Consider the following 15,693-nt stretch of genomic DNA (forward strand, 5'->3'; position numbering starts at 1 on the left):
GCTTCTGTAAGGGCTCGCTCCGCTCGACCCGACCTACGGCCACAAACAAAAACCCCCGCCGGGTGCCCGGCGGGGGTCGCGCATAGCATCGATCCGGATTGGATCAGACGCTGTAGTACATCTTGTACTCGATCGGGTGCGGCGAGGTTTCGAACGCCAGCACTTCTTCCATCTTCAGCTCAATGAAGCTGTCGATCATGTCGTCGGTGAAGACGTCGCCCTTCTTCAGGAAGTCGCGGTCAGCGTTCAGGCTTTCCAGGGCTTCGCGCAGAGAGCGGCAAACCGTCGGGATTTCCTTCAGTTCTTCGGGCGGCAGATCGTACAGGTTCTTGTCCATGGCTTCGCCCGGATGGATCTTGTTCTGGATACCATCCAGACCGGCCATCAGCATGGCGGCGAACGCCAGGTAGGGGTTCGCGCCCGGATCGGGGAAGCGGACCTCGACGCGCTTGCCCTTCGGGCTCGACACGTGCGGGATACGGCAGGAAGCCGAACGGTTGCGGCTGGAGTAAGCCAGCAGCACCGGTGCCTCATAGCCCGGAACCAGACGCTTGTAGCTGTTGGTCAGCGGGTTGGTGAAGGCGTTCAGGGCGCGGGCATGCTTGATGATGCCGCCGATATAGAACAGGGCGGTTTCCGACAGGTCGGCATACTGGTTGCCGGCGAACAGCGGCTTGCCGTCCTTCCAGATCGACTGGTGGCAGTGCATGCCCGAGCCGTTATCGCCGAACACCGGCTTCGGCATGAAGGTCGCGGTCTTGCCGTACTGATGGGCCACGTTGTGGACCACGTACTTGAACAGCTGCATGCCGTCGGCCATCTTGACCAGCGTGCCGAACTTGACGCCCAGCTCATGCTGCGAAGCGGCCACTTCGTGGTGGTGCTTCTCGACTTCCACGCCCATCTCGGCGAGAACGGTCAGCATCTCGGCGCGCAGGTCCTGGGCGCTGTCGATCGGGGCCACGGGGAAGTAGCCGCCCTTGACGCCCGGACGATGGCCCAGGTTTCCGCCTTCGTACGAACGACCGGAATTGTACGGACCCTCTTCAGAGTCAAACTCGTACATGACCTTGTTCATCGAGACTTCGAACTTCACGTCGTCGAACACGAAGAACTCGGCTTCCGGGCCGAAGAACGCGGTGTCGCCGATGCCGGCCGACGCCATGTAGCGCTCAGCGGCCTTGGCGATGGAGCGCGGGTCACGGCTGTAGGGCTGACGGGTGGAGGGCTCCAGCACGTCGCACAGAACGGTCAGCAGCGGCTGGGCCGAGAACGGGTCCATGACGGCCGTCGACAGGTCCGGCAGCAGGGTCATGTCGGACTCGTTGATCGCCTTCCAGCCGGCGATGGACGAGCCGTCGAACATGACGCCGTCGGTCAGCAGATCCTCATCGACAGTGCAGATATGCTGGGAAACGTGGTGAACCTTCCCCTTGATGTCGGTGAAGCGGAAATCGACATACTTGACGTCGTTTTCCTTGATCAGGTCGAAGAACGTGGCCAAATCGGACATAGCCTCTGCTTCCGTGGTTTGAGGTTTGTCGTGGAAGGAACTGGTCCCAGGCGCTGGGGCCGCCGGTTGGTGGCGTTACCCCATCCAAGGACCATTTGAAAGAAAATTCTGTACCCTGGTTTCGGGCGCTTCGGATGTTGCCGAAATGCCCGAAAAAACGTCAGATGGCGTCGGGGCCGCGCTCGCCGGTGCGGATGCGGATCACCTCTTCCACCGGGGTTACGAAGATCTTGCCGTCGCCGATGCGACCCGTATGGGCGGCCTGCTGGATCGCATCGACGGCGCGTTCCACCAGGCTGTCATCCATGACGACCTCAATCTTCACCTTGGGCAGGAAGTCGACGACATACTCGGCCCCCCGGTAGAGTTCGGTATGGCCCTTCTGGCGGCCAAAGCCCTTGGCTTCGGTCACGGTGATGCCCTTGATCCCCACTTCGTGGAGGGCTTCCTTCACCTCATCCAGCTTGAAGGGCTTGATGATCGCTTCAATCTTCTTCATCGCGTCCCGCAGCTCCAAATTTCGGCACCGGCCCGGCTGTTGCCATCCCGACAGGTGCGGCCATACTATAAGCATGCCCCATGCCAGTTGGATGTGGCATGGGATCGCTGGCATTTGATCATGTTTTGCGGGCAATGTGATCAAATAATGCGCAAATATGTGGCCACTTTTTAATCGTAAGGCCGAAAAACTGCGCATTAACCAAGCGAAGCGCCTTGTTCAGTGGCAAAATGCTGCCACTACTGTGGCCCTGTTCCAAGCAAGGCGGGCCTGCGATTTTTTGTGAAAGGAATGCTTGACGCCCTGGGGCTGTTGCTGCATAAGGCGGCCTCCGGCGGCGGTGGTAGCTCAGTTGGTAGAGCTCTCGGTTGTGGTCCGAGTGGTCGCGGGTTCGAGTCCCGTCCATCGCCCCATTCTCCCTTCGCGGAGAAACTGGAAAAAAGGCTGCCTCCGGGCGGCCTTTTTCATTTCCGGGCCGTGCCTGCCCTGGCGCAAAATGGTCCGATGCTTTCTCCCAAGCTGGAAGACAGGGCATGGCCCAAGAAATCCTGACCGTGGCCCAGATGGTTGCGGCCGACCGCGCCGCCATGCAGGCCGGCATTCCCGGCACCCTGCTGATGGAACGCGCGGGCATGGCCGTGGCGCGTGAGGCCATTATTCTGTGCGGTGGACGGCCCCGGCCTGTCGTGATCCTGTGCGGTCCCGGCAATAATGGGGGTGACGGGTTCGTGGCGGCCCGGCATCTGGCCGCCGCCGGCTGGCCGGTGCGGGTCGGGCTGCTGGGCGACTGCGTGGCGTTGCGCGGGGATGCGGCCTGGGCGGCGGAACGCTGGACCGGGGTCATGGAACCGGCTTCACCGGACCTGCTGTCCGGTGCCGGTCTGGTGATCGACGCGATTTTCGGCGCAGGACTGAACCGTCCGCTGGACGGGCAGGCACTGGCGCTGGTGCAGGCCATGGCGGGGCAGGGAGTGCCGGTCCTGGCCGTGGATGTGCCCAGCGGCGTCAATGGCGATGACGGGGTGGTGCTTGGTGCCGCACCTATTGCCGATGTCACCGTCAGCTTCTTCCGGCCCAAACCCGCTCATTACCTTTATCCGGCGCACGGCCATGTCGGGCGGCTGGTCATTGCCGATATCGGCATTCCGGACACTGTCCTGGCCAGCATCGGCCCGACCATCCAGGCCAATGACCCGACTCTGTGGCGCACGCAGTTCCCCAGGCCCGCTGTTACGGGACACAAATATCAGCGCGGCCATGCCCTGATCCTGGGTGGGACGGTGATGACGGGGGCGGCCCGGCTGTCGGCGCGGGCTGCCCTGCGGCTGGGCGCCGGGCTGGTGACACTGGCCTGTGAGCCGGCGGCGCAACTGATCTACGGCCTGTCCATGCCCAGCCTGATCGTGCAGCCCATTGCCGACGCGGTGGGTTTTTCGGAACTGCTGGCCGATCCGCGCCGCAATGCCGTCCTGCTGGGGCCGGGTGCCGGGGCGGGACCGCTTCTGCACGATGCGGTACTGGCCAGCCTGCGCGCCGGAAAGACGGGCGTGCTCGATGCCGATTTTTTCAGCAGCTTCGCCGGTCAGCTTCCGACACTGCGGCAGGCCGGGCTTGATGAGCGCTGGGTACTGACCCCGCATGAAGGGGAGTTCGCGCGGCTGTTCGGTCCGCTGACCGGTTCTCGCCTGGATCGTGCTCGGCAAGCGGCGGCGGAGTCGGGGGCCGTGGTGTTGCTGAAAGGACCGGATACGGTGATCGCGCATCCCGATGGGCGGGTCCGCATCAACCACAATGCGCCGCCCGACCTCGCCATTGCGGGCAGCGGCGACGTGCTGTCAGGCCTGATCCTGGCCCTGCTGGCCCAGGGGATGGACCCGTTCGACGCCGCCAGTGCCGGTGCTTGGTTGCATGGCGCTGCGGGCGAATATTGTGGTCGGGGCCTGATCGCCGAGGATCTGCCGGAGGCGGTGCCGGCTGTTCTGAAACAGAATAATCTTTGAAAAACAGTCAGGTAATGTTGTTGCACGCCTTGTCATATGCGCGATGCAACGTCTCCAGGGTTTCGTTTCGGCAACACCGGAGTGCTAATCCACACTGTTAAATATTGCCAGAATGATATCCTAACATCCGATCCGTGTGACGGTGATGTTTCATTGATTTGCCTAAAATCCCGGATAAATCCTGGGAAGATAGTCGCAGGAATCTGTGACATCTTATTGCGTACACAAAATGAATGCGTTAATTTCCATATACCGGAAAGGCGGTACCACTTTTGGGAAACGGACGGCCAATGGCGGGTCAAGTCCGGGGTGAACCGAAATGGGGGGCGTTACGATGAGCGTGTCGTTGTTCAAGCGTTCCAAACCGTTGGCGGCCCCTGTTCCGGGTGCCGTGTATCAGCGGGTGATCTTCAACACCGTGGAAACGGCCCGCGTTCTGGCCGTGACACAGGACGGTTTTCCGCTCCCCCATGTGCGCTATGTGGCGCGCAATGATGTGGTGGATGGGCCGGACCCGCATGGCCTGCGCCGGGACAAGGGGGCAGTGCGCACCCTGACCGTCGACAGTTTCACGCGGCTGTTCGGCAGCCCGCGCGCGGGCTGATCGTTTCACCTGAGACGAGTTTGCTGATATATAGCGCCGATGGGTCTTCCGTCGGCGGTTTGCCTGTTGGCCGGCTTTGGTCGGGCGTGCGGTGGCGGGGCCAGATGCCTTCTGTCAGGGACACGTCCACCATGCCCGATATTCGCCCCGCTGCCCCCGGTGCCGCCCGCGATGACCGCCATCTGGCGCATTTGCGCGCGCTGGAGAAAAAGGCGCTGTGGCTGTCCACATGGATGATCCACAACGCCAATCACCTGCGCCCGTCACGCGACGGGTTGAAGGTGGGCGGGCATCAGGCCTCCAGCGCCTCCATGGTCTGCCTGATGACGGCTTTGTTCTTCGATGTGCTGCGCCCGCAGGACCGCGTCGCGGTGAAGCCCCACGCCAGTCCCGTCTTCCACGCCATCCAATATCTGATGGGTCGCCAGACGCGGGAGAAGATGGAACGGTTCCGCGCCTTTGGCGGCGCCCAGTCCTATCCATCGCGCACCAAGGATACCGATGACGTGGATTTCTCCACTGGTTCCGTCGGTCTGGGGGTGGCGGTCACGGCCTTTGCCAGCATGGTGCAGGATTATGTGCGCCTGAAGGGCCTGTCGGATCAGCCCGAGGGCCGCATGGTCGCCCTGGTCGGCGATGCCGAGATGGACGAGGGCAATGTCTTCGAGGCCATGCTTGAAGGCTGGAAGCATGATCTGCGCAATGCCTGGTGGATCATTGATTATAACCGGCAGAGCCTGGACAGCGTGGTTTCCGACAAGCTGTGGGAGCCGATCACCGGCATGTTCCGGTCGCTCGACTGGAATGTGGTCATCATGAAATATGGCCGCCTGCTGGAGGCGGCTTTCAAGGAACCGGGTGGTGAGGCGCTGCGCCATTGGATCGACACCTGTCCGAACCAGCTCTATGCGGCCCTGTGCTTCAAGGGCGGGGCGGCCTGGCGGGAGGCGCTGATCCGCGATCTGGGCACGACCAGCGGCATCCGTGGACTGCTGGACAGCCATGATGATGCGATGCTGGCGCGGTTGATGACCAATCTGGCCGGCCATGACCTGCCGACCATCCTTGACACTTTCCATGCCGCCGCCAACGGCCCGGATGCCGAACGCCCGGCCTGTTTTGTGGCCTACACGGTCAAGGGCATGGGGCTGCCGTTCCAGGGGCACAAGGATAACCATTCCGGTCTGATGAACCTGGACCAGATGGCCGCCTTCAAGGCGCAGTGCGGCATCAAGGATGGCCAGGAATGGGAACCGTTCGCGGGCCTGGACGTGGATGTGGAAGACCTGAAGCGCTTTCTGGCGGAAGAGGTGCCTTTCACCGCCACAACGACGCGCCGCCTGTCCGCCGGTTTTGTACCGGTTCCGGAACGACTTGATGTTTCGATAACGGAACGGATGAGCACACAGGAGGGATTCGGCAAGGTTCTGGCCGAACTGGCCAAGGGCGATACCGAACTGGCGTCGCGCATCGTCACCACCAGCCCCGACGTCACCGTCTCCACCAACCTGGGCGCCTGGGTCAACCGGCGCGGTCTGTTCGACCGGCATGAACGGCACGACATCTTCAAGGAGCAGAAGGTCGTGTCGGCGCAGCGCTGGCAGGGCGACCCGCAGGGACAGCATATCGAACTGGGCATCGCCGAACATAATCTGTTCTTGATGCTGGCGGCCCTGGGCCTCAGCCATGACCTGTTCGGCGCCCGGCTGCTGCCGGTGGGCACGCTTTATGATCCGTTCGTGATGCGCGGGCTGGATGCGTTCAACTACGCCCTTTATCAGGATTCGCGCTTCATGCTGGTGGCGACACCCAGCGGCGTGACCCTGGCACCGGAGGGCGGGGCGCATCAATCCATCGCCACCCCGCTGATCGGCATGGGATTGCCCAAACTGTCCAGCTTTGAACCTGCCTATGTCGATGAACTGGCTTCCATCATGCGCTGGGGGTTCGAGCATATGCAGAAGCCCGATGGCGGCAGCCTCTATCTGCGCCTTTCCACGCGCAGCCTGGAGCAGCCGTCCCGCCCGCTGGATGCCGAGGCGGTTATCGATGGCGGCTATTGGCTGCGTCCGCCGGCACCGGATGCCGACCTGACCCTCATCTATATGGGTGCCCTGGCGCCGGAGGTGCTGTCCGCGCATGCACAGTTGCTCGACGATGTGCCGGGCGCCGGCCTGCTGGCCGTGACCTCGGCGGACCGGCTGCATCAGGGCTGGATGGCGGCGCGCCGCGCACGGCAGGCGGGGCAAGCGGCGGTGGCGCCTGTGGAGCGGCTGCTGTCCAGCCTGCCTGCCACGGCGCGTCTGGTCACCATCACCGATGGGCACCCATCCGCGCTGTCCTGGCTGGGCGGGGTGCGGGGGCACAAGGTGGCGGCACTGGGGGTGGAAACCTTTGGTCAGTCTGCCGATCTGCCCGACCTTTACGCCGCCCTGCGGCTGGACGCGGACGCCATCATCGATGCCGCCGCGCGGGTGCTTCTGGAATAGCCACGGCACCTTTGTTACCGGCACGACTGCCCCGGCAGATTCCGGGCTTGGCGAGCCTTAAACAGCTTGCTATACGGTGCGCTCCCACGGGCGGCCTCATGGTTTGCCTGACGGGCGGGCGTGGCGGAATGGTAGACGCGCTGGATTTAGGTTCCAGTGTCGAAAGACGTGGGGGTTCAAGTCCCTTCGCCCGCACCACGAGTTTTGAGTTTTGACCCGCAACCCACCGCGGAGGCCGGAAATCCGGCCCACCCGCGGGAGCTTCGGTCCCTGTTAATGGCAGAGGGGGCTGGGGCGAACAGACAGAAGACAGGCATTTCGTCCCATGCAGATCACCGAGACCAGCGCTGAAGGCCTCCGCCGCGACTTCAAGGTCGTCATCACGGCCCAGGATATCGAATCGCGGGTGCAGACCCGGCTGACCGAGGTCGGCAAGACCGTGAAGATCCCGGGCTTCCGCCCCGGCAAGGTCCCGATGCCGATCCTGAAGCAGCGCTATGGCCAGTCGGTCATGGGCGAAGTTCTGGAAGCCGCCGTCAATGATGGCGCCCAGAAGGCCGTCTCCGACAACAACCTGCGTCCGGCCCTGCAGCCCAAGATCGAAGTGCTTAAGTTCGATCCGGGCCAGGACCTGGAATTCGCCGTGCAGGTTGAACTGCTGCCCGAGATCGAGCCGGCCGACCTGTCCGCCGTCGAGATCGAGAAGCCGGTCGCCGCTGTCGCCGACGACACCGTGACGGAGGCCCTGGGCCGTCTGTCCAAGGGTCGTCGTACCACCGAGAAGGTCGAGGAAGACCGCGCCGCCGTGACCGGCGACATCCTGCTGATCGATTTCGACGGTTCCGTCGATGGCGAGAAGCGTCCCGGCATGAAGGGCGACGATTATGAGCTGGAGCTGGGCTCCGGTTCCTTCATCCCCGGTTTCGAGGAGCAGCTGGTCGGCGCCAAGGCCGGCAGCGATGTCAGCGTCAATGTTTCTTTCCCGGCTGAGTACCACGCTGCCGAGCTGGCCGGTAAGGCCGCTGTCTTCGAGGTGAAGGTCAAGGAAATCCGCGTCGGTAAGGATGCGGAGCTGAATGATGACCTGGCCAAGACCTTCGGCTTCGACGATCTGGAAGCCCTGAAGGCCGCCATCAAGGAGCGCACCGAAGGCGAGTATGGCCAGACCTCGCGTCTGCGTGCCAAGCGCGCCCTGCTGGACAAGCTGGCCGAGCTGCACAGCTTCGACGTCCCGGCCGGCATGGTCGAGATCGAGTTCGAGCAGATCTGGAAGCGTCTGCAGGAAGAACTGGCCCGTGGTGGCGCGGACGCCGAGGACGAAGGCAAGAGCGAAGACGACCTGAAGGCCGAGTATCGCGACATTGCTGTCCGGCGCGTACGTCTGGGCTTGCTCCTTTCCGAAATCGGTCGCCGTAACAATATCACTGTTTCGCGCGAGGAGCTGCAGAAGGCCATGTTCGACGAGGTTCGTCGCTATCCGGGCCAGGAGCAGCAGGTTTTCGAGTTCTTCCAGAAGAACCCGCAGGCCGTTGAAAGCCTCCGCGCGCCGATTTACGAGGATAAGGTTGTCGACTTCATCCTCGGAACCGTTAAGGTGAACGAAGTGACCGTGTCGGTTGAAGAGCTGATGCGCGATCCGGACGAGGACGAAGTGGCCGCCGCCTGAGGCAGCCATATAGTACCGCGGGGGCCAATCCAGGACCCCGCGGCTTCTGGTTAGGAGCGAAGCAGGGATCATGATTGAACCGCAGATGAACGCGCTGGTTCCCATGGTGGTCGAGCAGACCAACCGCGGCGAACGGGCATACGACATCTACTCCCGCCTCCTGAAGGAACGGATCATCTTCCTGGTCGGTGGCGTGAACGATGCCGTGGCCAGCTTGGTCTGTGCCCAGCTTCTGTTCCTGGAAGCGGAGAATCCGACCAAGGAAATCTCCTTCTACATCAACTCGCCGGGCGGTTACGTGACGGCCGGGTTGGCGATTTATGACACGATGCAGTATATCCGCTGCCCCGTGGCGACCATCTGCATGGGCCAGGCCTCTTCCATGGGGGCTCTGTTGCTGGCCGGTGGTGGCAAGGGTAAGCGCTTCTCGCTGCCCAACAGCCGAATCATGATCCACCAGCCTTCGGGCGGGGCACAGGGTCAGGCGGCCGATATCGAGATTCAGGCCCAGGAAATCCTGCGCCTGCGTGAGCGGCTCAACGAGATTTTCGTGAAGCACACGGGACAGAGCCTGGATGTCATTGAAAAGGCTGTGGAACGTGACAAGTTCATGAGCCCGGAGGAGGCCAAGGCCTTCGGGATCATTGACGAGGTGATCGCGGGCCGTCCGGGTGGTCTCACCCAGGTGGCGTAAAGCGGAAGCGGTGGCGAACAAGTATATATTGATCCCGCCGCTTTGGGTGTTGTTGAATAGGTGTGGAGAGGGCGTCATTGTCAGCCCTGGGGTTCCGCCTCCCGTCACTGGGATGGACCGGGAACCGGTGAAGGCAAGGACGCCCCCTGAAGCAGGCATCCCGCAGGGGTGTTGGGGCGTATTGGTCGGGGGCCAGCCGGGCCACCTTCCATGCGCCATCCGGTGATGTACGGAGCGCAAATGACCAAGTCGACCGGCGGCGACAGCAAGAATACCCTCTACTGCTCTTTCTGCGGAAAGAGCCAGCATGAGGTGCGCAAGCTCATTGCCGGCCCCACCGTGTTCATCTGCGATGAATGCGTCGAGCTGTGCATGGACATCATCCGCGAGGAAAACAAGACCACGCTGGTGAAGTCCCGCGACGGTGTGCCGTCCCCGCGCGATATCAGCACGGTGCTGGATGATTATGTGATCGGTCAGGAGCATGCCAAGCGCGTGCTGTCCGTGGCCGTCCATAACCATTACAAGCGCCTGGCCCATGGCGCGAAGCATAATGATGTGGAACTGGCCAAGTCGAACATCCTGCTGGTGGGTCCCACCGGTTCGGGTAAGACGCTGCTGGCGCAGACGCTGGCCCGCATCATCGACGTGCCCTTCACCATGGCCGACGCCACGACCCTGACCGAAGCCGGTTATGTGGGCGAGGATGTCGAAAATATCATCCTGAAGCTGCTTCAGTCGGCTGATTACAATGTCGAGCGGGCGCAGCGCGGCATCGTTTATATCGACGAGGTCGACAAGATCAGCCGCAAGTCCGACAACCCGTCCATCACCCGTGACGTGTCGGGCGAGGGCGTGCAGCAGGCCCTGCTGAAGATCATGGAAGGCACGGTTGCCTCCGTGCCGCCGCAGGGTGGGCGCAAGCATCCGCAGCAGGAATTCCTGCAGGTGGACACGACCAACATCCTGTTCATCTGCGGCGGCGCCTTTGCTGGCCTGGAAAAGATCATCGCCGCGCGCGGCAAGGGTACCTCCATCGGCTTTGGCGCCGATGTGCGCGGCCCGGACGAGCGGCGCATGGGCGATGTCCTGCGCGAGGTGGAGCCTGAGGATCTGCTGAAATTCGGCCTGATCCCCGAATTCGTGGGCCGCCTGCCGGTTCTGGCCACGCTGCATGATCTGGACGAAGCCGCCCTGATCGAGATTCTGTCCAAGCCGAAGAACGCCCTGGTCAAGCAGTACCAGCGCCTGTTCGAGATGGAGGACGTGAAGCTCACGGTGCATGAGGAGGCCTTGCGTTCCATCTCCAAGAAGGCGATCGAGCGTAAGACCGGTGCCCGTGGTCTGCGGTCCATCATGGAAAGCATCCTGCTTGATCCGATGTATGACCTGCCCGGCCTGACGGGTGTGGAGGAGATCGTGGTCAATAAGGAAGTGGTGGAGGGCCGCGCCAAGCCGCTCTACATCTATTCCGACCGCGCCAGCCAGGCGGCACCCGGCGCCTGATCCCGGATGGACTTTCAGAAAAAGGGGCGGTTCCGCAGGGGGCCGCCCCTTTCTGATTCTGGGGTGTCGATCCCTGGTACGGGAATTCATGCACCTTCACTGTTCGAACTTCCAAATTGCCTGTGTGGCTTTGCACTGGGATAGTGGCTGCCTGCATAAGCGGGCTGACCGGTCCCGGAACGACGGCAAGGGAGTGAGACAATGGACATCAAGGGCGTTTGCGCGATCATCAGCGGCGGTGGCTCCGGCCTTGGGGCCGCCACGGCGCGCGCGCTGGCGGCAGGCGGGGCCAAGGTGGCGCTGCTGGATGTCAATCTGGATGCGGCGAATGCCGTGGCGGCAGAGATCGGTGGCATCGCAGTGAAGTGTGACGTCACCAGCGGTGACAGCGCCCAGGCGGCCATCGCCGCTGCTGCCGCTGTCCACGGCCCGGCCCGCATCGCCGTCAATTGCGCGGGCATCGCCCCGCCGGCGAAGATCGTGGGCCGCGATGGTCCCCACGACCTGGACCTGTTCCGCAAGGTGATCGAGGTGAACCTGATCGGCACCTTCAACATGCTGCGTCTGGCCGCCGCCGGTATGCAGGGGCTGGAACCGGTGACCGCCGATGGCGAGCGGGGCGTGATCATCAACACCGCCTCTGTCGCGGCCTTTGATGGCCAGATCGGACAGGCCGCCTATGGCGCGTCGAAGGGGGGCGTGCATGCGCTGACCCTGCCGGCGGCCCGTGAACTGGCCCGCAGCGGCATCCGTGTGGTCACCATTGCTCCGGGCATCTTCCTGACGCCGATGATGCTGGGCCTGCCGCAGGACGCGCAGGACAGTCTGGGCCGGCAGGTGCCGTTCCCATCCCGTCTGGGCAAGCCGGAGGAATATGCATCGCTGGCCCTGCATATCGTGGCCAACAGCATGATCAATGGCGAGACGATCCGTCTGGACGGTGCCATCCGCATGGCGCCGAAGTAACAGTTTCCCGCAAGGATCGAAGGTCAGGAAGGGCGACCCCAGGTGGGTCGCCTTTTTTGTTTTCCGGTCACAGCGGGCATTGGCGTCGTTGCCGGCATGATTCGCGAAATCTGATCATCGTGTCGGCAGCCCGGCCATCAGGGCTGGATCGGTGCGCGGGCAGGGGTATCCGGGGCCGGCAGATCGCAGGTCGTATCCTGTTGCAGATACGTAATGAAATCATCCTTCTTAATAATGCTCATAGATCGATAGGCCTATGTCTTTGGGCCTATCGATCGATTTCATGTAATGTTACTGAATTGTATCACATTGTATCAAAACAAATACAAAGCGTCACAAATAAGATTATATATTAATACATTTCAATGTTTCCTCAAGAAACATTGATTATCCTAAAAAGATACTTTCAATTACAGGGACTTTTGTTTTTAAGATTAATAAATCTTAACCATTCACCATTAAGTTAAGTTGCTTATGTGCAACATCAGAATCACAAATTAGTTACACGTAGGCTGGGCTATTGCGCTGTCGCATGCGTGCGTCATTTTCCAAATTCCATTGGGTCTATGCCGATAGACATAAGACGGCAGGCCCCAGCAATCCGGAGAGGGATTAACGATGAAGATGGTTCAGGGGCGTTCGTCGCGCCGTTTCCAGCGGGGCCTGCTGTTGGGTGCCGCCATTGGTCTGGCCGCGACCGGCGTGGCCGGCGCGCAGGAATTGCAGCTTGAGGAAATCGTGGTGACCGGTTCGCGCATTGCGCGTCCGGAACTGACCAGCTCCAGCCCTGTCACGGTCGTCGATGCCGCCGCGTTTGAGCAGGCCGGCGCCGCCACCGTTGACAGCGTGCTGAACGAACTGCCGCAGATCATCCCTGCTCTAGGCGCCTTCTCCAACAATGGCGGTAACGGTTCGGCCACCGTCGACCTGCGCGGCATCGGTTCGGCCCGCACTCTGGTGCTGGTCAATGGCCGCCGCTACATCCCCACCAACGGCACCGGCACGGTCGACCTGAACAACGTCCCGGCCTCGCTGATCAAGCAGGTGCAGGTTCTGACGGGCGGCGCTTCTGCCGTGTACGGTTCGGACGCTATCTCTGGCGTCGTCAACTTCATCCTTCAGGATGACTTCAAGGGCGCCAAGGCCAGCGCGCGTTATGGCGTCACCAAGGAAGGTGACGGCAAGGAACGCAATATCAACCTGACCATCGGCACCGGTTCCGATGACGGCAAGTCCAACCTGACCCTGTTCGCCGAATATAATAAGCGCGACGACGTGATGGCTGGCGATCGCGACTATTCCAAGCAGGCGATCACCGAAGGTGTCGTTGATGGCAAGCCGACGATCCTGTTCAGCGGTTCGTCCACGGCCCCCGGCGCCCGTCTGGCCCGTGGCACCACGGTGCTGACCTGGGACGCCAACGGCGTGCCGCGCAATTTCAACAGCACCCGTACCACCAGCAGCGCTGGCGATCTCTATAACTTCTCGCCCGTGAACTACCTGCGCGTCCCGCAGGAGCGTCTGTCGCTCTTCGCGCTGGGCAATCATGAGTTCAACGAGAACTTCAAGATTTACGAAGAGTTCAACTTCGTCACCAACCGCGTGCCGCTGCAGCTGGCCGAAACGCCCGCCGTGATCCCGCAGCCGCGTCCCGGCGTGCCGCCCATCCGCATCAACCTGACCAACCCGCTGCTGACGGCCCAGACGGTTGCTCAGCTGCGCGCCCTGTATCCGGCCTCTGCCGATCCGACATTCGTGGCACCGGCTGGCTTCACCGCCAACGACTATGCCTCGATCACGACGGCCAACGCCCTGTCCCGCCGTATGACGGAACTGGGTCCCCGCGAGCAGGACAACAACCAGAACGCCTTTAACAGCACGACTGGTATCAAGGGCGACCTGATCGGCGGCTTCACCTATGACACCTACTTCACGTTCGGCCGCGTCTCCCGCGACGTCATCGTCCGTAACGACGTGTCGTCGGCCCGTCTGCGTCAGGCCCTGAATGCCACGCGTGATGCTGCCGGAAAGGCGATCTGCGTGGATGCCACGGCCCGCGCCCAGGGTTGCGCGCCCATCGATATCTTCGGTCCGGGCCGCATCAGCAAGGAAGCCGCTGCCTACGTCCGCACCGACACCAACCGTGTCCAGGAATTCGAGCAGCAGGTCTGGAACGGCGCCATCAGCGGCGATCTGTTCGAACTGCCGGCAGGCCCCGTGGGCGTGGCGTTCGGTGGCGAATGGCGCAAGAACAAGTATTTCGATCGCGTGGATGACAGCATCCGCACGGGCGACATCCTGGGCTTCAACCCCGCCTTGTCGTCGTCGGGTTCGTTCGATGTGTGGGAAGGCTTTGCTGAAACCTACATCCCGCTGGTCACCGATCAGCCGTTCTTCGAGAACCTGTCCGCCGAAGCCGCCATCCGCTATTCCGACTATTCGTCGGTCGGCGCTGTCCAGACCTGGAAGGCCGGCATGGAATGGTCGCCGGTCAAGGATATCGGCTTCCGTGGTCAATTCCAGTCGGCCATCCGTGCGCCGAACGTGCTGGAACTGTATCAGGGCGGTGCCGTCGGCTTCCCGACCCTGAACTCCACCGTCGATCCCTGCCTGCTGTCCACCGCAGCCGGCTATGACGCTGCCTTCTGCCGCAGCCAGGGCGTGCCGGCGGCCAGCGTCGGTACGACGGCCTTCAACAATGCCCGTCCCACGCAGTTCCAGCAGTTGAGCCAGGGCGCGTCCGTTGCCGGCTTCAACCTGACCGAGGAACAGTCCAAGACCTGGACCATCGGCGCGGTGCTGACGCCGTCCTTCCTGCCGGAACTGACGGCCACGGTTGACTGGTGGCAGATCAAGCTGGATGACGCCATCGGCGGCTTCGGTGGTGGTGCGGCGGGCGTGGTCCGCGACTGCTTCACCAACAAGAACTTGCAGAGCGCGACCTGCCAGGCCATCACCCGTACCGGTGACGGTTATCTGGCCATCGTCCAGGTCCCGACCGTCAACAATGCCGGTCTGAAGACCTCCGGTGTGGATCTGGGCTTCACCTGGCGTCAGGATCTGCCGGAAAGCCTGGCAATCGACGGCGACGGCCAGTTCCGCATCAAGACGGACGTGTCCTGGCGTGACAAGTTCGATGTGCAGCCCGCCATCAACGGCACCATCTACAAGTGCGCCGGCTATGGCGGTACCAACATCTGCGGCGAGCCGATCCCGGAATGGAAGGCCACCACGACCTTCACCTATCAGAGCGGCCCGGTGACGGCGTCGGTGCAGTGGAACTATATCGGTTCCTGGAAGAACGACGCGATCCTGTTCGGTACGGCAGCCAACACGCTGGTCTATCCGAAGGTCGGTTCCTACAACCTGTTCGATCTGTCCGGTTCGTATGAGGTTGTCGAGGGTGTCGCCGTGTCGGCCGGTGTCACCAACCTGTTCGACAAGCAGCCGCCGATGCTGCCCGACACGATGATCGGTTCCCAGCAGAACAGCTTCACCAACACGTATGACGCGTTGGGGCAGCGGTTCTTCATCTCGACCTCGGTCAAGTTCTGATCCGGGTCGTCATCTCTGCTTCATCACTCACGGCGGGTCCCTCGGGACCCGCCGTTTTCTTTTCGGCGGTGATGGTGCCATTGGCTGTAACAAATGAAATATACAACAGTGGTTTACCTGATGGATTTTCGATGGTTAAAGAAAAGTGAAGTGATACTTGTTTGGTTCAGTTGATTTTTGTTCTGTCGTTGCAAAGATTTT

General features: G+C 62.1%; 10 protein-coding genes and 2 tRNA genes. 10 read left to right on the forward strand and 2 right to left on the reverse strand.

Going from position 1 to position 15,693, the window contains the following annotated elements:
- Positions 1–103 precede the first annotated feature (103 nt).
- A complete protein-coding gene (glnA, locus tag ACODSP_RS18225) occupies positions 104–1,513 on the reverse strand; it encodes a type I glutamate--ammonia ligase (protein ID WP_488966982.1) in 1,410 nt (469 codons plus the stop codon).
- A 160-nt stretch (positions 1,514–1,673) separates the two neighbouring features.
- Entirely contained in the window at positions 1,674–2,012 is a 339-nt protein-coding gene (locus tag ACODSP_RS18230) for a P-II family nitrogen regulator (protein WP_054168981.1), read from the reverse strand.
- A gap of 337 nt (positions 2,013–2,349) precedes the next feature.
- On the opposite strand from ACODSP_RS18230, the gene ACODSP_RS18235 reads away from it, so the two are divergent.
- From ACODSP_RS18235 to ACODSP_RS18280, 10 genes are all read left to right on the forward strand, one after another.
- Positions 2,350–2,425, forward strand: a tRNA-His gene (locus tag ACODSP_RS18235).
- A gap of 120 nt (positions 2,426–2,545) precedes the next feature.
- A complete protein-coding gene (locus ACODSP_RS18240; protein ID WP_488966983.1) occupies positions 2,546–4,012 on the forward strand; it encodes an NAD(P)H-hydrate dehydratase in 1,467 nt (488 codons plus the stop codon).
- A gap of 334 nt (positions 4,013–4,346) precedes the next feature.
- Positions 4,347–4,616 carry a hypothetical protein gene (locus ACODSP_RS18245; protein WP_054168979.1) on the forward strand — a complete coding sequence of 90 codons (270 nt, stop codon included), beginning with the start codon at positions 4,347–4,349 and terminating at the stop codon, positions 4,614–4,616.
- Positions 4,617–4,747: 131 nt separating this feature from the next.
- A complete protein-coding gene (locus ACODSP_RS18250; protein WP_488966984.1) occupies positions 4,748–7,105 on the forward strand; it encodes a 1-deoxy-D-xylulose-5-phosphate synthase N-terminal domain-containing protein in 2,358 nt (785 codons plus the stop codon).
- Positions 7,106–7,219: 114 nt separating this feature from the next.
- Positions 7,220–7,303, forward strand: a tRNA-Leu gene (locus ACODSP_RS18255).
- 127 nt (positions 7,304–7,430) lie between these two features.
- Positions 7,431–8,771 (forward strand): trigger factor, encoded by a 1,341-nt coding sequence (gene tig / locus ACODSP_RS18260; RefSeq protein ID WP_488966985.1) that lies wholly within the window; start codon positions 7,431–7,433, stop codon positions 8,769–8,771.
- A 70-nt stretch (positions 8,772–8,841) separates the two neighbouring features.
- Complete coding sequence (clpP, locus tag ACODSP_RS18265) at positions 8,842–9,465, forward strand: ATP-dependent Clp endopeptidase proteolytic subunit ClpP (RefSeq protein ID WP_054168976.1); 624 nt, start codon at positions 8,842–8,844, stop codon at positions 9,463–9,465.
- Between the two features lie 240 nt (positions 9,466–9,705).
- Positions 9,706–10,971: an ATP-dependent Clp protease ATP-binding subunit ClpX gene (gene clpX, locus ACODSP_RS18270; protein ID WP_488966986.1), complete on the forward strand. Its 1,266-nt coding sequence runs from the start codon at positions 9,706–9,708 to the stop codon at positions 10,969–10,971.
- Between the two features lie 201 nt (positions 10,972–11,172).
- Entirely contained in the window at positions 11,173–11,937 is a 765-nt protein-coding gene (locus ACODSP_RS18275; RefSeq protein ID WP_488966987.1) for an SDR family NAD(P)-dependent oxidoreductase, read from the forward strand.
- 618 nt (positions 11,938–12,555) lie between these two features.
- Complete coding sequence (locus tag ACODSP_RS18280; protein WP_488966988.1) at positions 12,556–15,492, forward strand: TonB-dependent receptor domain-containing protein; 2,937 nt, start codon at positions 12,556–12,558, stop codon at positions 15,490–15,492.
- The last annotated feature ends 201 nt before the right edge of the window (positions 15,493–15,693 follow it).

This window comes from Niveispirillum sp. FG156, assembly GCF_057809555.1.